The sequence below is a fragment of the Streptomyces sp. Tue6028 genome (genome assembly GCF_002300165.1).
GTDB lineage: Bacteria > Actinomycetota > Actinomycetes > Streptomycetales > Streptomycetaceae > Streptomyces > Streptomyces siamensis.
The window spans coordinates 61,022-80,444 of sequence record NZ_MLCE01000029.1; the positions used below are offsets into that span (position 1 = coordinate 61,022).

Consider the following 19,423-nt stretch of genomic DNA (forward strand, 5'->3'; position numbering starts at 1 on the left):
AAAAGGAGCGAAGTGGCTAAGGTCCGGGTATACGAACTCGCCAAGGAGTTCGGGGTTGAGAGCAAGGTCGTCATGGCCAAGCTCCAAGAGCTCGGTGAATTCGTCCGTTCGGCGTCCTCGACGATCGAGGCGCCCGTTGTCCGCAAACTGACTGACGCCCTCCAGCAGGGCAGCGGAGGCGGCAAGCCCGCCCCCGCCCGCAAGGCTGCCCCGGCCAAGCCGGCAGCCCCCTCTCCCGCGCAGGCGGCCCGTCCGGCTGCCCCGCGCCCGCCGGCTCCCAAGCCGCCCACGGCCGAGCGCCCCGCGGCTGCCCCGGTCACGCCGGCGGCCCCGGGTCCGCGCCCGACGCCGGGCCCCAAGCCCGCGCCGCGGCCCGCTCCGGCGACCCCGGCTCCGGCGGCGCCCGAGTTCACCGCGCCCCCGGCGGCCTCCCCGGCTCCGGCCGCAGGCCCCCGTCCGGGTGCCCGCCCCGGTGGGCCGAAGCCCGGCGCCCGTCCGGCCGGTCCCGGCCAGGGCGGCCAGTCCCGCGGTGACCGTCCCGAGCGCGGCGACCGTCAGGGCGCCCCGCGTCCCGGCGGCCAGGCCCCGCGTCCCGGTGCTCGTCCGGCCGGCCCGCGTCCGGGCAACAACCCCTTCACCTCCGGCGGCTCCACCGGCATGGCGCGCCCGCAGGCGCCCCGTCCGGGTGGCGGGCGTCCCGGTCCCGGCGGTCCCGGTGGCGCAGGCGCCCCGGGTGGCCCGCGTCCGCAGGGCGCCGGTCAGGGTGGTCCCCGTCCGCAGGGCGGTCCCGGCGGCGCTCCGCGTCCGCAGGGCGGTCCGGGCGGCGCCCGTCCGACCCCGGGCGGCATGCCCCGTCCGCAGGCCCCGCGTCCCGGCGGCGGCCCCGGCGGCAACCGTCCGAACCCCGGCATGATGCCGCAGCGTCCGGCTGCCGGCCCGCGTCCCGGTGGCGGCCCCGGTGGCCGCGGTCCCGGCGGCGGCGGTCGTCCCGGTGCCGGTGGCGGCGGTCGTCCGGGCGGCGGCGGCTTCGCCGGTCGTCCCGGTGGCGGCGGTGGCGGCGGCTTCGCCGGTCGTCCCGGTGGTCCCGGTGGCGGTGGCGGTGGCTTCGCCGGTCGTCCCGGTGGTCCCGGTGGCGGCGGTGGCCGTCCCGGCTTCGGCGGTCGTCCGGGTGGTCCCGGTGGCCGTGGTGGCACGCAGGGTGCCTTCGGCCGTCCCGGCGGTCCGGCGCGTCGTGGCCGCAAGTCGAAGAGGCAGAGGCGCCAGGAGTACGAGGCCATGCAGGCCCCGTCCGTCGGCGGCGTGATGCTGCCTCGCGGCAACGGACAGACCGTCCGCCTGTCGCGCGGTGCGTCCCTCACCGACTTCGCGGAGAAGATCAACGCCAACCCGGCGTCGCTCGTCGCCGTGATGATGAACCTCGGCGAGATGGTCACTGCCACGCAGTCCGTCTCCGACGAGACCCTCCAGCTGCTCGCCGGCGAGATGAACTACGTCGTCGAGATCGTCAGCCCGGAGGAGGAGGACCGCGAGCTGCTCGAGTCCTTCGACATCGAGTTCGGCGAGGACGAGGGCGGCGAGGAATTCCTCATGCCGCGTCCGCCGGTCGTGACCGTCATGGGTCACGTCGACCACGGTAAGACCCGACTGCTGGACACCATCCGCAAGACGAACGTCGTCGCGGGCGAGGCCGGCGGTATCACGCAGCACATCGGTGCGTACCAGGTCGCCACCGAGGTCAACGACGAAGAGCGCAGGATCACCTTCATCGACACCCCGGGTCACGAGGCGTTCACCGCCATGCGTGCCCGTGGTGCGAAGTCGACCGACATCGCGATCCTCGTGGTGGCGGCCAACGACGGTGTGATGCCCCAGACGATCGAGGCGCTGAACCACGCCAAGGCGGCCGACGTGCCGATCGTGGTCGCGGTCAACAAGATCGACGTCGAGGGCGCCGACCCGACGAAGGTGCGCGGTCAGCTCACCGAGTTCGGTCTGGTGGCCGAGGAGTACGGCGGCGACACGATGTTCGTCGACATCTCCGCCAAGCAGGGTCTGAACATCGACCAGCTGCTCGAGGCCGTGGTCCTGACCGCGGACGCCTCGCTCGACCTGCGGGCCAACCCGGAGCAGGACGCGCAGGGCATCGCGATCGAGTCGCACCTCGACCGTGGCCGCGGTGCCGTGTCGACCGTCCTCGTCCAGCGCGGCACGCTGCGCATCGGTGACACGATGGTCGTCGGCGACGCGTACGGCCGTGTCCGCGCGATGCTCGACGACAACGGCAACAACGTCGAGGAAGCGGGTCCCTCGACCCCCGTCCTCGTCCTCGGTCTCACCAACGTCCCGGGTGCCGGCGACAACTTCCTGGTTGTCGACGAGGACCGCACGGCACGTCAGATCGCCGAGAAGCGCGCGGCGCGTGAGCGCAACGCCAACTTCGCCCGCCGGGGTGTCCGGTTCTCCCTGGAGAACCTGGACGAGGCCCTCAAGGCCGGTCTGGTGCAGGAACTCAACCTCATCATCAAGGGCGACGCGTCCGGTTCGGTGGAGGCTCTCGAGTCCTCGCTGCTCCAGCTCGACGTCGGCGAAGAGGTCGACATCCGCGTCCTGCACCGCGGTGTGGGTGCGGTCACCGAGTCGGACATCGACCTGGCGACCGGCTCCGACGCCATCGTCATCGGCTTCAACGTCCGCGCTGCGGGCCGCGCGGCGCAGATGGCGGAGCGCGAGGGCGTCGACGTCCGGTACTACTCGGTGATCTACCAGGCCATCGAGGAGATCGAGGCGGCCCTCAAGGGCATGCTCAAGCCGGAGTACGAGGAGGTCGAGCTCGGCACGGCGGAGATCCGCGAGGTCTTCAAGTCGTCCAAGCTGGGCAACATCGCCGGTGTCCTGGTCCGCTCGGGCGAGGTCAAGCGCAACACGAAGGCGCGCCTCGTCCGCGACGGCAAGGTCATCGCGGAGAACCTCACCATCTCCGGTCTGCGTCGCTTCAAGGACGACGTCACCGAGATCCGCGAAGGCTTCGAGGGTGGTATCAACCTCGGAAACTTCAACGACATCAAGGTCGACGACGTCATCGCGACGTACGAGATGCGGGAGAAGCCGCGCTCGTAGCAGCAGGTACCTCTTGGTGCGACCCGGGGCCGGTCGGCGGCAGTAAATGCCGTCGATCGGCCCCGGCCGTTCGTTGTACGGTTCTTGATGTCCCGGGCAAGCATCTGGCCGGGCCATCTACCCCGTACCGGCGGGACATCCGGATACACATATGTACGTGGGGACTCTGTCCTTCGACCTCCTGCTCGGCGACGTACGGTCGCTGAAGGAGAAGCGCTCCGTCGTCCGTCCGATCGTGGCCGAGCTCCAGCGCAAGTACGCGGTGAGTGCGGCGGAGGTCGACCACATGGACCTGCATCGCAGGGCCGGCATCGGCCTCGCGGTGGTGTCCGGGGACGCCGGCCATCTGACCGACGTGCTGGACCGGTGCGAACGACTGGTCGCCGGACGTCCCGAGGTGGAACTGCTGTCCGTGAGGCGGCGCTTCCACGGCGACGACGACGAGTGACACACAAGCTTGAAACGCAGAACAGGAAGAACGAGGGAGACGGACCAGTGGCCGACAACGCGCGGGCTAAGAGGCTGGCGGACCTCATCCGAGAGGTGGTGGCCCAGAAGCTGCAGCGCGGGATCAAGGACCCGCGGCTCGGTACGCACGTCACCATCACGGACACCCGGGTCACCGGGGACCTCCGGGAGGCGACCGTCTTCTACACGGTGTACGGGGACGACGAGGAGCGCGCGGCGGCCGCCGCGGGTCTGGAGAGCGCCAAGGGCGTCCTCCGCTCCGCGGTCGGTGCCGCGGCCGGCGTGAAGTTCACGCCGACCCTGACGTTCGTCGCGGACGCCCTGCCCGACACCGCCCGGACCATCGAGGACCTGCTGGACAAGGCGCGCGCCTCGGACGCGAAGGTGCGCGAGGTGTCGGCGGGCGCCACCTTCGCCGGTGACGCCGACCCGTACAAGAAGCCGGGCGAGGACGAGGACGACGCCGCCGAATGACCCAGAAGCACCGGACGCCCGACGGGCTTGTCATCGTGGACAAGCCGTCGGGCTTCACTTCGCACGACGTGGTCGCCAAGATGCGCGGGATCGCCAGGACCCGCCGCGTCGGACACGCCGGAACCCTCGACCCCATGGCGACGGGCGTGCTCGTCCTCGGCGTCGAGAAGGCGACCAAGCTCCTCGGGCACCTCGCGCTGACCGAGAAGGAGTACCTCGGCACGATCAGGCTCGGCCAGAACACGCTGACGGACGACGCGGAGGGCGAGATCACGTCGTCCACCGACGCCTCCGGCGTGAAGCGTGACGCCGTCGACGCCGGGATCGCCAAGCTGACCGGCGACATCATGCAGGTGCCGTCCAAGGTCAGCGCCATCAAGATCGACGGCGTGCGCTCGTACAAGCGGGCACGCGAGGGCGAGGAATTCGAGATCCCGGCCCGGCCGGTGACGATCTCGTCGTTCGCCGTGTACGACGTCCGTGACGCCGTCGCCGAGGACGGCACGCCCGTGCTCGACCTGGTCGTCTCGGTCGTCTGCTCGTCCGGCACCTACATCCGGGCGCTCGCCCGCGACCTGGGCGCGGATCTCGGCGTCGGCGGTCACCTGACCGCCCTGCGCCGCACCCGCGTCGGCCCGTACAAGCTCGACTCGGCGCGCACGCTCGACCAGCTCCAGGAGGAGCTGAGCGTGATGCCGATCGCCGAGGCCGCCGCGGCCGCGTTCCCGCGCTGGGACGTGGACGCCAAGCGGGCGCGGCTGCTGCTGAACGGTGTGCGGCTGGAGATGCCCGAGGAGTACGCGGGCAAGGGCGCCGTGGCGGTCTTCGACCGCGACGGAGTCTTCCTGGCCCTCGTCGAGGAACAGCGGGGCAAGGCGAAGAGTCTGGCGGTGTTCGGCGCCTGACTCGTCCGGCGCCGGGCGGGAACCGGTCGGGGGCGTGGTGCGGGGGAGTGCTGCCCGAGGAGCGGCGGTCACGGGGTCTCGTGTCCGCCGCTCCACGGTCCCCCCTCGGTTCCCCCACCCAAGGGTGTATCCACCCACCCCCGCCTGTTCACCCCTTCGGGCGGGCGCTCGGAGTGAACCGAGGGTGTGGAAGGGGGCGCGTTCGCCGCGCGATCTGTCCCGCTGATCACCTCGCGCCTACCTTCGGAAGAAGGAGCACGGCGGGGAGGTTCGAGCATGGCGGGACGGGGCCCGCGGACCGTGGGCCGGCAACCGGCGGACGACCGCGGCGATGCACGGGACACGGCCCTGGTGCGCATCTGCGACCTGGCGGGCCGCCCCCGCGGCACGGGTTTCGCCGCCGACCACCACGGCACGGTGATCACCAGCCACGAGGCCGTCGACGGGCTGGCCCGCCTCGTCCTGCACGCCCCCGGCGACCGCACCTGCGTCGTCACCTCCGACGCCGTGACCCCGCTCCCCGACGCCGATCTGGCACTCGTACGCACCGAAGGTCTCGGCCTCGACCCGCTCCCCGTCACCGTGCGGGACAGGATCGCGACCGGTACGTACGTCCGGATCGCCGCCGGCGGCTGGCGCGAGGCGCGCCTGCTCGGCACCTCCCCCGCCACGTACACGGCCACGGACCGTTTCCACCTCCTCGGCGACGTCCAGGAGCTGGCCATCGGCACGGCGGGCGCGGACGCGCTCCGGCTGGGCGGGGGAGCGGCCGGGGGACCGGTCCTCGACGCCACGACCGGCGCGGTCGTCGCGGTGCTCGGTACCGCCCTGCACACCGGGCGCCGGGCCGCCGGCTTCGCGGTCCCGCTGCGCGGCGTGCCGGGCCTGGCCGCGCTGCTCGCCCGGAACGCGGCCTCCGTACCGGCCTACGGCGCGGACCTGAATCTGGCGGGCGCCCTGGAACTCACCGTGACCTCGGTGGGTTCGGACGGGCCGGGCGCGGCGACCACCCTCGGCTCCGCCGGCACCGGACGCGGTCCTGTCGAACGGGCCGACGTCGTCAGGGAGTTCACCGCTTTCGAGGACGGCCCGGCCGCCGTCCTCGGGCTCGTCGGGCGGCCCGGCAGCGGCCGTACGACGGAACTGGCGGCCCTCGCCGCACGCCGCACCTCGGGCGCCGAACCGGCCCCCACGCTGTGGCTGCGCGGCGCCGACCTGCTCGGCACCGACACCTCGGTGGCCGACGCGGCGACGCGGGCCCTGGAGAGGGCGGGCCGCATCGTGGCGGCGCCGGGGGAGGAACGAGAAGCCGCCGGGGGACCGTCCCTGCGAGACCTGGCCGACGACCAGCCGGCCGCTGATCCGGCGACGGTCCAAGGGATCCCGCCCGATGCCGGTCTCCTGCCCCCCGGCAGGTACGAGGGAGAACTGGGCGACATCGGGCCCGAGCGGCTGGCCCGGCTGGCGCGCGAGACGGGGCGGCCCCTGCTGCTCCTCCTCGACGGCCCCGAGGAGATGCCCCCCGACCTCGCCCACCGGCTGCCCGAGTGGACCGCCGGGACCGCCGACTGGCTGCGCGAGACCGGGGCACGGCTCGTCGTCGGATGCCGGGCCGAGTACTGGGAGCAGGCGGGCGCCGGCTTCCCCGACGACCTGCTGCACGGCGCGGCCCCGGGGACCGCTTCCCCGGAAGGGCGGCTGCCCGCCTGCGTACGCCTGGGGGATCTGACCGAGGACGAGGCACGGCTCGCCCGGGCCCGCGCCGGCATCGCCGAAGGCGCGCTCGCAGGCGCCGACGCACGCCACCCGCTCGTCCTGCGGCTGTTCTCCGAGGTGCGGGCCGCGCTGCCCGGCCATCCGGCCGGGCGTCCCGACCGGGACGAGGTGTTCTCCGCCTACCTCGACCTGATGTGCCTGCGCGTCGCGGTGCGCCTCGCGGCGGCGAACGGCCTGCGCGGCACCGCGGTGCGCAGGCTCGCCGCCCTCGTCTCCGGCCAGGTCCACGAGGCCGCGCGGCGCTGTCTGGGCCCGGGGCAGGGCGAGCTGGACCGTGCGTCCTTCGAGACCGTCTTCCCTTGGGGGCCGGTTCCCGGAGGACGCCTCGCCGAGACCTGCGGCTGGGCCTCCGCCGTCCTCACCGAGGGCCTCCTCGTCCCCGCGGGCGACGGCTACCGGTTCGCCGACGAGGAGCTCGCCGACTGGATCCAGGGCACCCACCTCGACCTGGGGGCAGCTCTGCACGCCCTCGTGCACCGCAGGCGCCCACCGGCGTCGCCGCAGGTGCCCGCCCAGCGAACGGCACCCTCGCGCCGCCCCAGGTCCTCCAGGACCGCCGACGCCCGCACGGTCCCCGTACCCCGTCACCGCATCGGCCCCGTCGTGGAGACACTGCTCCTCCTGGCCCGGCAGCAGGGGGCCGCCGAACTGGCCCGCCGGCTGGACGACCTGGCCGACGCCGTGGACGACCTGCTGCCGAAGACCCCCGGACCGCTCGGCGACCCCGCCTGGTGGGCGACCCGTCTCTGCGCCGAGGTCCTGCTGAGGGTGCCCGACGCGATGCCGTACATCGGCGTCCTGCGACGGCTCGCCGAGCGGATCGTGACCTGGCGGGAGACCGGGCGGGGCGTACCCGCGGAGTTCGGGCCCGGCTTCTGGGAGGCGCTGCCCGTCCCCGACACCGAGCGGTTCGACCTGCTGAGGCGACTGGTGGTCGCGGACGAGGTGCGCCGTCCGGGAGCTGCCGGGGGCACGGAGGAACCACGCCACCCCGGGGCCTCCGGAGACCTCGACGAGACAGCCCGGCCGACTGCGCGTCCGACGGCACCGCAGGACGGCTTCCCGGGGATCACGGACGCCGAGGGCACCAGGGGCGTCGGGAGCACCACGGATCTCGGGGGCACCGGCGATGTCGGTGACGCTCCCACGCGCGGCGCGCGCGAGAGCGGGTTCCGCGCCGCCTCGACGGCCCCGCGCTGCCTGGACGCCGTCGCCCGACTGCTCGCCGCCGACCCCACCGCCGTACAGCGACACCTGACGGGCTGGTTCGACGACGAGCGGCCCCTCCCCGCGGCCCCGCACGCGACCGTGGCGACCGCCGCACAGGCCCTGCTGTACGCGCACCGGGGACGGGCACTGGACGACCTGGCCGAGGCGCTGGTCGACAGCGCGCACCGACGAGGCGACGAACTGCTCGCCGTGCTGGCGGAGGAGGAGCCGTCGGCCGTGTGCCGGGCCGTGGACCGCTGGGCGCACGACGAGCGGCCCGCACGGCGCGTGGCGGCGGTGACGTACGGGCTGCGGGCCGCGCCCTTCGTGCGGACCGTGGCCGACCGCGAACTCCTGCGCTACGCGGCGCTCGCCCTGCTGTCCCGTCCTGCTGACTGCACCCTGCACGGCGGCGCGCTCGGCCTCCTCGTCCGGGACCCGCGCACCCGCGCCCGGTACCTCCCGCAGGCACTGGACCGCTTCACCGCCGGCGACCCGGGCCTCCCCCCGGGCGCGCTGGTCGCGGCGCTCACCACCCACCCGGACCCCGTGCTCGACGCGATCCGGAACCGGCTGCGCGGCCCGGGCCCCGGCACCGGCGAGACACTGCGCGCCCTCGCCGACGTCACCACGCCCGCCCTCGCCCGCCGCGTCGCCGCACTGGTGCGGGAAGCCGTGGAGCTGCGCCCCGACGCCGCCGCCCACGTCGCCGCGTACGTGGACCGGCGGCTGGAACAGGGGCCTGCGGTACGCGCCGTGCTGCTGCCGCTGGTCGGCGGTCTGCTGGACGGCTGCCCCACCCCGGTGCGCGCGGCGCTCGCCGAGGTCCTCGCGGCGCCCGGCAGCCGCACGTCGCGCCCCCTGCGCCGCGAGCTGCTGGACCTGCTCCTCGCGCGGGAACACGACCCGGCCGTCCTCGGCAGCCTGCTCAAGGCCGCCGCGGAGGGAGCGGACCGACGGGGCGAGGAGCCCACCAGGGAGCTGGTGCACCGGGCGGGCCTCCTCCTCGTGCGCACCCCGGCCGGAGCCACCGGCTTCGACCGCGGCCTCGTCGACCTGGCCCGGCACGTCCCGGGATTCGCCGTCCTGCTGGCCCGCTGGCTGACCGGTTCCCCCGAGGAATGGGCCGCGGTCGTGGGACCGAGCACCCGCCGCATGATCGAGAACCTGGCCGGAGTCCGGGTTCCCGCGTGACCCCGAGCCCCGCCGACCGCCCGCTCCGTGTCCGTGCTCCTCGTCACAGCTCGATGCCGATGCAAGCCGAGCGCACACGGCATGGCACCCTTAGAGCTGCGAATGAGGCAATCACGGACACGGGTTCGACAAGGAGCGGTCACAGTGCAGCGCTGGCGTGGCTTGGAGGACATCCCCCAGGACTGGGGGCGCAGCGTCGTCACCATCGGCTCCTACGACGGAGTCCACCGCGGGCACCAGCTGATCATCAAGCATGCCGTGGACCGCGCCCGAGAGCTGGGCGTGCCGTCCGTCGTCGTGACGTTCGACCCGCACCCGAGCGAGGTCGTGCGCCCCGGCAGCCACCCCCCGCTGCTGGCCCCGCACCACCGTCGCGCGGAGCTGATGGCCGAGCTGGGCGTGGACGCCCTGCTCATCCTCCCCTTCACCAGCGAGTTCTCGAAGTTGTCGCCCGCCGACTTCGTCGTGAAGGTCCTGGTCGACAAGCTCCACGCGAAGGCCGTCGTCGAGGGCCCGAACTTCCGCTTCGGCCACAAGGCCGCGGGCAACGTCGACTTCCTGCGCGAGCAGGGCGAGACGTACGACTTCGAGGTCGAGGTCGTCGACCTGTACGTCACGGGTGAGGCGGGCGGCGGAGAGCCGTTCTCCTCGACCTTGACCCGGCGGCTCGTCGCCGAGGGCGACGTCGAGGGCGCCCGCGAGATCCTCGGCCGCCCGCACCGCGTCGAGGGCGTCGTCGTCCGCGGCGCCCAGCGCGGCCGGGAGCTCGGCTTCCCGACGGCCAATGTCGAGACCCTCCCGCACACGGCCATCCCCGCGGACGGCGTGTACGCCGGCTGGCTGCACGTCGCGGACGAGGCGATGCCCGCAGCGATCTCCGTCGGCACGAACCCGCAGTTCGACGGCACCGAGCGCACGGTCGAGGCCTACGCCATCGACCGCGTCGGCCTCGACCTCTACGGCCTCCACGTCGCCGTCGACTTCCTCGCCTACGTCCGCGGCCAGGCCAGGTTCGACTCGATCGAGGCGCTGCTGGAAGCCATCGGGGACGACGTGAAGCGGTCGCGCGAGCTCATCGAGGCCTACGAGGCCGACTCCGCCCCTCCGGCGTAGTCGCCCAGTCCTCTTCGGTACGACGACGGGGGCGGCCGGTGCTCCGAAGCACCGGCCGCCCCCGTCGTCGCGGTCAGCCGGCGACCGTCGCCCGGGCCCAGTGGCAGGCCACCTGCGTCCCGCCGGCACCGTCGAGCACCTCCAGGTCCCGGCCGCGGCAGGCGTCCGCCACACCGGCCCGCTCGGCCTCGCCGCTCGCGAGGATCTGGCAGCGGGCGTGGAAGCGGCAGCCCGCCGGGATGCGGGACGGGTCCGGGGGCTCGCCCGTCAGCACGACCGGATCGCCCGGGGCCTCCGGCAGCACGGAGAGCAGTGCCTGGGTGTAGGGGTGCCGGGGTGCCGTCAGGACCTGCTCGACCTCGCCCGTCTCGACGATGCGGCCGAGGTACATCACCGCGACCCGGTCGGCGATGTTCCACGCCAGACCCAGGTCGTGCGTCACCACCAGGGCGGACAGGCCGAGTTCGGTGCGCAGACGCAGCAGCAGGGCGAGGATCTCGCCGCGCACCGACGCGTCCAGCGAGGCAACCGGCTCGTCCGCGACGATGAGTTCGGGCTCCAGGACGAGAGCTCCGGCGATCACCACGCGCTGGCGCTGACCGCCGGACAGCTCGTGCGGGTACCGGAGGAAGAAGCGTTCCGGCGGGCGCAGTCCGGCCCGGGAGAGGGCCTCCGCGACGGCCGCCTGCTCGTCCCCGCCGTACCTGTGGATGCGCAGCCCCTCCGCCACCGCGTCGTACACGGTGTGCCGGGGGTTGAGCGAGCCGCTCGGGTCCTGGAGGACGAGCTGGACGCGCTTGCGATACGCCTTCAGGGCGCGCGAGGAGTAGTCGAGCGGCTTGCCGTCGAAGGTGACGTGCCCGCCGGTCGGCGGGACGAGACCGAGGAGCGAGCGCGCGAGTGTCGTCTTGCCGCAGCCCGACTCGCCGACCAGGGCGACGATCTCGCCGCGCCGGATGTCGAGGTCGACGCCGTCGACCGCCCGCGCGCGGGCGGCGCCGTTGCGTCCGGCGAACGAGACGTGCAGGTCCTCTGCGCGCAGCAGCGGAGCGGCCGGCGCGGCGGTGTCAGTGGTCATGGCGTGCTGCTCCTGGCTTCTTCGGCCGGGCTGCCCGGCTGGGGGACCGACGCGCCCGCGTGCACACAGGCCGCCCACCTCGCTGTGCCCGCGTCGCGGAGCTCCTGGTCCTCGGTGATGCAGGAGTCCAGGGCCACCGGGCACCGCGGGTGGAACGTGCATCCGGACGGCAGCGCGGACGGGTCCGGCGGATCGCCCGGCAGGCCGCGCGGCGCGAACCGCGACGCCGTGTCGCCGATACGGGGGAAGGCGGCCGACAGGGCCTTGCCGTACGGGTGCCGGGCGTCCTCGTACACCTGCCGGGCCGGGCCCTCCTCGACGACTCGGCCCGCGTACATCACGGCGAGGCGGTCGCAGGTGTCGGCCAGCACCGCGAGGTCGTGGCTGATCATGACGAGGCCCAGGTCCTGCTCGCTGACCAGCTGCTCGATCAGGCGGAGGATCTGCGCCTGGATCATCACGTCGAGCGCCGTGGTCGGTTCGTCGGCGATGACCAGCCGCGGGTCGCAGGCCAGCGCCATGGCGATCATGACGCGCTGGCGCTGACCGCCGGACAGCTCGTGCGGATAGGCGCTCGCGCGGGCGGCGGGCAGGCCGACGTGTTCGAGCAGTTCTCCGGTCTTCTTCCGGGCCCCCGCGGGCGTCGCCTTCTTGTGCAGCAGGATCGGCTCGGCGATCTGGTCGCCGATGCGGTGGACCGCGTTCAGCGAGTGCATGGCGCCCTGGAAGACGATCGAGGCGCCCGCCCAGCGGACCGCCCGCACCTGCCCCCACTTCATCTTCAGGACGTCCTCGCCGTCGAGCAGGATCTCCCCGCTCGTGCGCGTCCCCGCGGGGAGCAGCCGCAGCAGCGCGAGCGCCAGCGTGGACTTGCCGCAGCCGGACTCGCCCGCGACACCGAGCTTCTGCCCCGCGTCGAGCGACAGGTCCACGCCGCGCACGGCGGCCGCGCCGCCCGCGTAGGTCACTTCGAGGTTCCTGACCTCCAGCAGGGTCAACGTGCCACTCCCAGCTTGGGGTTGAGGACGGACTCGACGGCGCGCCCGCACAGCGTGAACGCCAGCGCGACCACCGCGATCGCGACACCGGGCGGTACCAGGTACCACCATTTCCCGGCGCTGACCGCGCCGGCCTCCCGCGCGTCCTGGAGCAGCCCGCCCCAGGACACCACCGTGGGATCACCGAGCCCGAGGAAGGCGAGGGTCGCCTCGGCGAGGATCGCGGAGGAGATGATCAGGGTCGTCTGCGCCAGTACCAGCGGCATCACATTGGGCAGGACGTGCCGGGTCATGATGTGCCAGTGTCCGCCGCCGAGCGCCTTGGCCCGTTCGATGTACGGCCGCGACTCCACCGCGAGGGTCTGCGCGCGCACCAGACGCGCCGTCGTCGGCCAGGTCGTCACGCCGATCGCCAGGATGATCGTGCCGAGCGACCGGCTCATGACGGTGGCCAGCGCGATCGCGAGGACCAGTGTGGGCATCACCAGGAACCAGTCCGTGATCCGCATCATCACGGTCGCGTACCAGCCCTTGAAGTGTCCGGCGGTGATGCCGATGAGCGCGCCGATCGCGACCGAGAGTACGGCGGCGAGCAGTCCCACGAGCAGCGAGACCCGGGCGCCCCACACCACGAGCCCGAGCAGATTGCGCCCGAACTGGTCCGTTCCCAGGGGGAATTCGGTGCTCGGGCTCTCCATGGGATCGCCCGGCGCGTCGGTCACGCTCTGCACGTCGGAGCCGACGGTCAGCGGCGCGGTCAGCGCGATGAGCGCGCAGAGTCCGAGGGCGGCGAGTCCGAAGACGCCGGCGTGGTGGGTGCGGTACTGCTTCCAGAAACGGGCGGCGGAATGACGGCGGCGCTGCCAGGCGAGGGCACGGGGGCTCCTCGCCGTCGCAGGGCCGCCTTTCGAAGCCGCCGTGGATTCGGTCGTCATCGGCCCGTCCGACTCGGTCGTGGTCATCGGCCCACCCGTGGGTCCAGCAGCGGATAGATCAGGTCGGCGAGCGTGTTCATCACGATCACGGCTGCCGCGAAGACGAAGAACAGCCCCTGCACCAAGGGCAGGTCCGGCACGCTCAGCGCCTGGTAGAAGAGCCCGCCGAGGCCCGGCCAGGAGAAGACGGTCTCGACGAGGATCACTCCCGCGACCGTCCGGCCGAGGTTGATGAAGATCAGTGTCACGGTCGGCAGCAGCGCGTTGGGCACGGCGTGCCGACGGCGTACGAGGTCGTCCCGCAGCCCCTTCGCCCGGGCGGTCGTCAGATAGTCGCTGCCCATCTCGTCCAGCAGGGCCGACCGCGTGACGAGCAGGGTCTGCCCGTACTCGACCGCGACCAGCGTCACCACCGGGAGGATCAGATGGTGGGCCACGTCCATGACGTACGCGAAGCCCTCGTTGCCCCCCGACTCCATGCCCCCGGTGGGGAAGAGACCGGGGATGGGGCCCATGCCCACCGAGAACACGATGATGAGGAGCAGACCCAGCCAGAAGGACGGAATGGAGTAGAGGGTCAGCGCCAGGCCGGTGTTGACCCGGTCGCTCAGCCCGCCGTTGCGCCACGCGGAGCGCGTGCCGATGAAGATGCCGAGCGCGGTGTAGAGCACGAACGCCGTGCCGGTGAGCAGCAGGGTGTTCGGCAGCGCCTCCGTGATCTTGTCGATGACGGGGGCCCGGAACTGGTACGAGGTGCCGAGATCGCCGGTGAGCGCCTTGCCGCAGTAGTCCGTGAACTGCTCCCACATCGGCAGGTCGAGCCCGAACTCCTTGCGGTAGTTGGCCAGTTGCTCGGCAGACACCTGGCGGCCGCCCGTCATGTACTTGACCGGGTCGCCGGGGATGAGCCGGAACAGGAAGAAGCTGGTGACGAGGACGGCCAGCAGCGAGACGGCCGCGCCGCCCAACTTGCCCGCCACATACCGCAGATACGCGGTTCTGGTACGCGCCCTGGGCCCGCGGACCGACGGCCCGGCCTGCGCCGGACCGTCGGTCGCCTCGACCAGCGAGGGTGTTGCCTCAGCGGTCATGAACTACTCATTCGCTCGTGCGTTCATGGGGACCCCGCATGCGTTCGCGGGGGTTCCCTCGGGGGCGGTGCGGGTCCTACTCACGGTCCTCGGCCGTCGAGCGCCTCCGCATCGCGAAGAACGCCCCGATGCCCGCGAGGACGAGGACGCCCGCGACGATGCCGATGATGACGCCCGTCGAGCTCGAACTGTCGGAGGACTCACCGGAGGAGCCCGCCGGGACCGCCGACCACCAGCTCCAGTAACCGTCCTGGCCGTAGATGTTGCCCGCAGCCTTCGGCATCGTCTCGATCGACTTGATCTGGTCGGTGCGGTAGGCCTCGACCGCGTTCGGGTACGCCATGACGTTCATGTACCCGGTGTCGTACAGCCGCGACTCCATCTGCTTGACGATGTCCGCCCGCTTGGCGGTGTCGTACTCGGCGAGCTGCTGGTCGTACAGCTCGTCGTACTTCTTGTCGCAGATGAAGTTGTCCGTGGCCCCGGTGTCCTTGGGGGTGGCGGGCAGCGCCCCGCAGGTGTGGATCGACAGGACGAAGTCGGGGTCGGGGTTGACCGACCAGCCGTCGAACGCCAGGTCGTAGGTGCCCGCCAGCCAGGGGTCGGTCACGTTGTCCAGGCAGTTGAGGGTGACACCGATGCCCAGCTTGCCGTACCACTCCTTCAGGTACTGTCCGACCGCCTTGTCGTTCGGGTCGGTGGCGTGGCAGAGGACCCGGTAGTTGATCGGCTTGCCGTTCTTCTCGACGCGCTTGCCGTCACCGTTCTTCTTGTAGCCCGCCTCGTCGAGGAGCTTCGCGGCCCTGGCCGGGTCGTACGTCAGCTGCTGGCTCGCCTCCGGCTTCCAGAAGTACGTCGAGAAGCGCGGCGGGATGTAGCCCTCGCCCTCCACGGCATGGCCCTGGAAGACCTTGTCGATGAGGGTCTTCCGGTCGATCGCGAGGAAGAGCGCCTGACGCACCTTCTGGTCGAGCAGGGACTCGGCGCCGTCACCGAACTTCTTGCCGTTCTTCGCCTGGGCGCCGGGGTTGGTGGCGAGGGCGTAGAAGCGGCGGCCGGGGGCGTCGTTCACCTTGATGTTCTGCTGGCTCTTGAGTGCCGTCGACTGGGCCGGCGTGAGGCCGGAGACGAAGGACACCTCGCCCTTCTGGAGGGCGGCGACGGCCGCGTCGCCGTCCTTGTAGTACTTGAAGACCAGCTCGTCGAACTTGGGGGCACCCCGCCAGAAGCTCTTGTTGGGCTTCAGGCGTACGTAGCTGTCCGGCTTGTAGTCCGTCAGGATGAACGGCCCGTTGCCGACGATCGGGAACTGCTTGTCGTTGTTGAACTTCGTGAAGTCCCCGACCTTCTCCCAGACGTGCTTGGGCACGATCGGCACGTCGAGCGCGGCCATCGTGGCCTGCGGCTTCTTCAGCTCGATGACGAGCTTGGTGGCGCTGGGGGCCGTGACCTTCTTGAAGTTGCCGACGAAGCTGCCGTTCGCGGTGGCCGCGCCCTCGTCGGTCATCATCTTGTTGAACGTCCAGGCCGCGTCCTCGGCGGTGGCCTGCTGACCGTCCGACCACTTCGAGTTCGACCGGATCGTGTAGGTCCAGGTGAGCTTGTCGGCGGACGGCTCCCACTTGGTGGCGAGGCCGGGGATCGCGTGGTTGTCCGCCGGATCGTAGTTGGTCAGGTACTCGTACATGAGCCGGTGGATGCTCGTGCTGACCAGCCGTGACGCCAGGAACGGACTCAGCGAGTCGACGCTCTGCGCGACCGCGACGGTGAGGACCTTCTTGTTCTCCTTGGCCTGGGCCTGATGCGGTGCCGGGTTGAGCGGGGTCGCCAGACCGGCGGTGAGGGTGAGCGCTGCGGCACCTGCGGCGGCGACGAGCCGCGGACGCAGGAGCCCTCTGTGGTGCTGATCCTGTGTGTTCATGGGTCGGTGACCTCACGTCATCGCTTGCGCAGAGATGGCTGGTTGAACGACTTGATCGGGATGGCGCCGGCGGGGTTGATGTGTGTGTCTATCAGCGGCGGTCGACGCGAGTCAACGGCACATGAACCCCATGTGGCCTGCGGAAATAACGAGTTGGCGCGGATTTTTCGCTCATTGGTTCAGACCGGTGAAGCCGCCCTGGTGACGGCCTGACGGCTCAAGACGTCCCTGGACACACGAAGGGCCCGCACCGTCCGTGGACGGTGCGGGCCCGAGCGTGAATCGGCCCCCCGGAAGGGGCCGATCGGGTTACTGCTGAGGCGGCGGGGGCGGCGTCTGGCCCTGGTTCGCCTGGTACGGCTGCCCCGGTGCCGGCTGCGCGGGCTGGTACGGCTGCCCGGGCTGCGCGTAAGGCTGTCCCGGCTGCGGCTGCGGCTGCGGGGCCTGGCCCTGCGGGGCCTGGCCCTGGGGGGCCTGCGGCGGCGGGCCCGGCTGCGGGTACGCCTGACCGGGCTGCGGCGGATAGGGCTGTCCCGGCTGCGGGTAGGGGTGGCCGGGCTGGCCGTACGGCTGTCCGGGCTGTGGACCGCCCGGCTGCGGAACCTGTCCGGGGTTGTGCTGCCCCGGAGCCGGCTGACCCGGTACGGGTTGTCCGGGAACCGGCTGCCCGGGCACGTACTGGCCCGGCATCGGCGGGGCGGCCACCGGCGGCGGGTTGCCGTCGTTCGTCCACAACCCGTGCGACTGCTGGTGCCGCGCGAAGTCCTCGGCCACCATCGCCGAGAGGTTGAAGTAGGCCTCCCGCACCTTGGGCCGCATCATGTCGAGGTCCACCTCGGCACCCGCGGACAGGTGCTCGTCGAACGGCACGACCACGACACCGCGGCAGCGCGTCTCGAAGTGGCTGACGATGTCGTCGACCTTGATCATCTTGCCGGTCTCGCGCACTCCGGAGATCACCGTGATGGACCGGGACACGAGGTCCGCGTACCCGTGCGCGGACAGCCAGTCCAGCGTCGTACTGGCACTGCTCGCACCGTCGACGGACGGTGTCGAGATGATGATGAGCTGGTCGGCGAGGTCGAGCACCCCGCGCATGGCGCTGTACAGCAGACCGGTACCCGAGTCGGTCAGGATGATCGGGTACTGCTTGCCCAGTACGTCGATCGTGCGCCGGTAGTCCTCGTCGTTGAAGGTCGTGGACACGGCCGGGTCGACGTCATTGGCGATGATCTCCAGCCCGGAGGGGGCCTGGGAGGTGAACCGCCGGATGTCCATGTACGAGTTGATGTACGGGATCGCCTGGACGAGGTCACGGATCGTGGCGCCGGTCTCGCGGCGTACACGGCGGCCGAGCGTACCGGCGTCCGGGTTGGCGTCGATCGCGAGGATCTTGTCCTGACGCTCGCTGGCGAGCGTCGCACCGAGCGCGGTGGTCGTGGTCGTCTTGCCGACACCGCCCTTGAGGCTGATCACGGCGATGCGGTAGCACGACAGCACCGGCGTACGGATCAGCTCCAGCTTCCGCTGCCGCTCGGCCTCCTCCTTCTTGCCGCCCAGCTTGAACCGCGACGACGCGGCGGCGGGACGACCGCTCTTGGGCTTCTGCTTCTTGTTGTTGAGCAGTCGGTCGGAGGAGAGCTCCACCGCGGCGGTGTAGCCGAGCGGGGCCGCGCCCGGGTTGGTGGGCTGGCGCTGGTCGTGCTGCACGGGCTGCGGCCAGGCCGTCCCCGTACGGGGGTCGACGGGAGCGGCGCCCGTGGGACCCGCGGGCTGCTGCGGCACGTGCGGGGCGGCGGGCTGTGGCTGCTGCTGCGCCGGTCCCGGCTGGGCCGGGTGGGGAGGAGCCACCTGCGCCGACGGGAGCGGCGGCTGTGCCGCGCCGGGCGCCTCCGACTGCGTGGGCGCGGCGGCCGGCCGGGGGAGGTCGTAGCCGGGCTGCGCGACCGGGGCGGCGGGGGCCTGCGGGAATCCGTAGCCCTGCTGCGCACCCTGAGCCTGCGGTGCCGCCGGGGGCGTGGTCGGCTGCGGGAAGCCGTAACCGGGCGCCGGGGCGGGCGGGTTGGGCACCGGCGCGTCCTGGGCCGGGGCGCTCTGCTGCGGGAAGCCGTAACCGGAGCCCGGAGCGGGCGGGTTGGCGGCAGCGGGGGCCGGTGGTCCAGGGGTGGCGGCCGGCGTCGGCGCGGGGGCTGGAGCGCCCCGCTGCGGGAAGCCGTAGCTGCCCTGCGGGGTGGGGCTCGGGGCCGGAGTGCTCGGCTGGGGGAAGCCGTAGCTGCCCTGCGGCGGGACCGGAGCGGAGGCCGCGGCGGGTGCTTCGGGGGCAGGGGCGCCCGGCGCCGGTGCGTGACTCTGCGGCGGAACCGGAACGGGGTTGTCGTGGGCGGGCGGCGTCACCGACACGGGTCCCTGCGCCGGCGGCGTCGACGCGGGCCCGCCGGGGGAGGGCCACGCGGGAGGCGCGGGCTGCGGGGCCGGCGGCTGGAACGGCTGGCCGGGAGCCGGAGCGGGCGCGGGCGGCTGGAAGGCCTGGCCGGGAGCCGGGGCGGGCGCGGGCGGCTGGAAGGGCTGCCCGGGAGCCGGGGCGGGCGGCTGGAACGGCCGGCCCGGGGCGGGTGCCGACGGCTGGATCTGCGGCGGCGTCTGTGCCTGCGCGGGCTCGGGCTTCGCGGGCTCGTCGGACGCCGGCCACTGGTACGCGGGAGCGGGAGCGGCGGGCTGATACGCGGGAGGCAGGGGCGGCAGCCCGCCCTGCGGCAGCGGCGGGGGAGCCCAGGCGGGAGGCGCGTCCTGCACGCCCTCGGGCGCGCCGGGTCGGTCGACGGGCACGGCGTCCTGGGGCTCGTCCAGCGGCCGGGCGTCCTCGGGCTCCGCGTCGGCCGCTCTGTCCTGCGGCACCGCGTCGCTCACGTCGTCACGGGCCTCGTCGCGTACGTCGTCATGGACGGCGTCGCTCACGGCGCCGGCGGCGGGGACCGTGTCGTGCGGTACGGCGTCGGCGACCTCGCCGGTTCCGTCGCCCGCGTCGGCGGACACCTGCGCCACGACGTCCGCGACGACATCAGGCTCTCCGGGAGCCTCCGAACCGTCCGAGGCGGCGGAGGTGTCAGAGGCATCGGTGACATCAGAGGCATCGGTGACATCAGA

General features: G+C 72.7%; 12 protein-coding genes. 6 read left to right on the forward strand and 6 right to left on the reverse strand.

All coding sequences use genetic code 11. The annotated features are described in order from the left end of the window. The first annotated feature begins 12 nt into the window (after positions 1 to 12). The 6 genes from infB to BKI49_RS27825 all read left to right on the forward strand — a co-directional run bounded on the left by infB (position 13) and on the right by BKI49_RS27825 (position 10,256). Positions 13 to 3,117 (forward strand): translation initiation factor IF-2, encoded by a 3,105-nt coding sequence (infB, locus tag BKI49_RS27800; RefSeq protein ID WP_095937009.1) that lies wholly within the window; start codon positions 13 to 15, stop codon positions 3,115 to 3,117. A gap of 151 nt (positions 3,118 to 3,268) precedes the next feature. Continuing rightward, positions 3,269 to 3,565 (forward strand): DUF503 domain-containing protein, encoded by a 297-nt coding sequence (locus BKI49_RS27805; RefSeq protein ID WP_028802531.1) that lies wholly within the window; start codon positions 3,269 to 3,271, stop codon positions 3,563 to 3,565. Between the two features lie 47 nt (positions 3,566 to 3,612). Then, entirely contained in the window at positions 3,613 to 4,059 is a 447-nt protein-coding gene (gene rbfA / locus BKI49_RS27810; protein ID WP_095937010.1) for a 30S ribosome-binding factor RbfA, read from the forward strand. Then, positions 4,056 to 4,964, forward strand: a complete 909-nt coding sequence (truB, locus tag BKI49_RS27815; protein ID WP_095937011.1) for a tRNA pseudouridine(55) synthase TruB — start codon at positions 4,056 to 4,058, stop codon at positions 4,962 to 4,964. Before rbfA ends, truB begins: the two co-directional genes overlap by 4 nt. A gap of 276 nt (positions 4,965 to 5,240) precedes the next feature. Then, complete coding sequence (locus tag BKI49_RS27820) at positions 5,241 to 9,143, forward strand: trypsin-like peptidase domain-containing protein (protein ID WP_095937012.1); 3,903 nt, start codon at positions 5,241 to 5,243, stop codon at positions 9,141 to 9,143. Between the two features lie 144 nt (positions 9,144 to 9,287). Beyond that, entirely contained in the window at positions 9,288 to 10,256 is a 969-nt protein-coding gene (locus BKI49_RS27825) for a bifunctional riboflavin kinase/FAD synthetase (protein WP_095937013.1), read from the forward strand. A 73-nt stretch (positions 10,257 to 10,329) separates the two neighbouring features. Here the strand turns inward: BKI49_RS27825 and BKI49_RS27830 are convergent, their stop codons facing one another. The 6 genes from BKI49_RS27830 to BKI49_RS27855 all read right to left on the reverse strand — a co-directional run bounded on the left by BKI49_RS27830 (position 10,330) and on the right by BKI49_RS27855 (position 19,234). Continuing rightward, on the reverse strand, positions 10,330 to 11,334 hold the full coding sequence (locus BKI49_RS27830; protein WP_095937014.1) for an ABC transporter ATP-binding protein: 1,005 nt from the start codon (positions 11,332 to 11,334) through the stop codon (positions 10,330 to 10,332). Next, positions 11,331 to 12,332, reverse strand: a complete 1,002-nt coding sequence (locus tag BKI49_RS27835; RefSeq protein ID WP_095937015.1) for an ABC transporter ATP-binding protein — start codon at positions 12,330 to 12,332, stop codon at positions 11,331 to 11,333. The genes BKI49_RS27830 and BKI49_RS27835 overlap by 4 nt, the downstream gene beginning before the upstream one ends. Next, entirely contained in the window at positions 12,329 to 13,267 is a 939-nt protein-coding gene (locus tag BKI49_RS27840) for an ABC transporter permease (protein WP_095937094.1), read from the reverse strand. Before BKI49_RS27840 ends, BKI49_RS27835 begins: the two co-directional genes overlap by 4 nt. A 23-nt stretch (positions 13,268 to 13,290) precedes the next feature. Further along, positions 13,291 to 14,358: an ABC transporter permease gene (locus BKI49_RS27845; protein WP_179332604.1), complete on the reverse strand. Its 1,068-nt coding sequence runs from the start codon at positions 14,356 to 14,358 to the stop codon at positions 13,291 to 13,293. A gap of 76 nt (positions 14,359 to 14,434) precedes the next feature. Beyond that, the gene (locus tag BKI49_RS27850; protein WP_095937016.1) at positions 14,435 to 16,279 is read right to left on the reverse strand and encodes an ABC transporter substrate-binding protein; all 1,845 of its coding nucleotides are present in this window, start codon (positions 16,277 to 16,279) and stop codon (positions 14,435 to 14,437) included. Positions 16,280 to 16,588: 309 nt separating this feature from the next. Continuing rightward, positions 16,589 to 19,234, reverse strand: a complete 2,646-nt coding sequence (locus BKI49_RS27855) for a MinD/ParA family ATP-binding protein (RefSeq protein WP_441350893.1) — start codon at positions 19,232 to 19,234, stop codon at positions 16,589 to 16,591. Positions 19,235 to 19,423 lie beyond the last annotated feature (189 nt).

Coding starts and splice junctions, on each gene's coding strand:
- truB (WP_095937011.1), top strand. CDS start 4,056: ATGACCCAGAAGCACCGGACGCCCGACGGGCTTGTCATCGTGGACAAG.
- BKI49_RS27830 (WP_095937014.1), bottom strand. CDS start 11,334: ATGACCACTGACACCGCCGCGCCGGCCGCTCCGCTGCTGCGCGCAGAG.
- BKI49_RS27850 (WP_095937016.1), bottom strand. CDS start 16,279: ATGAACACACAGGATCAGCACCACAGAGGGCTCCTGCGTCCGCGGCTC.
- BKI49_RS27820 (WP_095937012.1), top strand. CDS start 5,241: ATGGCGGGACGGGGCCCGCGGACCGTGGGCCGGCAACCGGCGGACGAC.
- BKI49_RS27845 (WP_179332604.1), bottom strand. CDS start 14,358: ATGACCGCTGAGGCAACACCCTCGCTGGTCGAGGCGACCGACGGTCCG.
- BKI49_RS27805 (WP_028802531.1), top strand. CDS start 3,269: ATGTACGTGGGGACTCTGTCCTTCGACCTCCTGCTCGGCGACGTACGG.
- BKI49_RS27840 (WP_095937094.1), bottom strand. CDS start 13,267: ATGACGACCGAATCCACGGCGGCTTCGAAAGGCGGCCCTGCGACGGCG.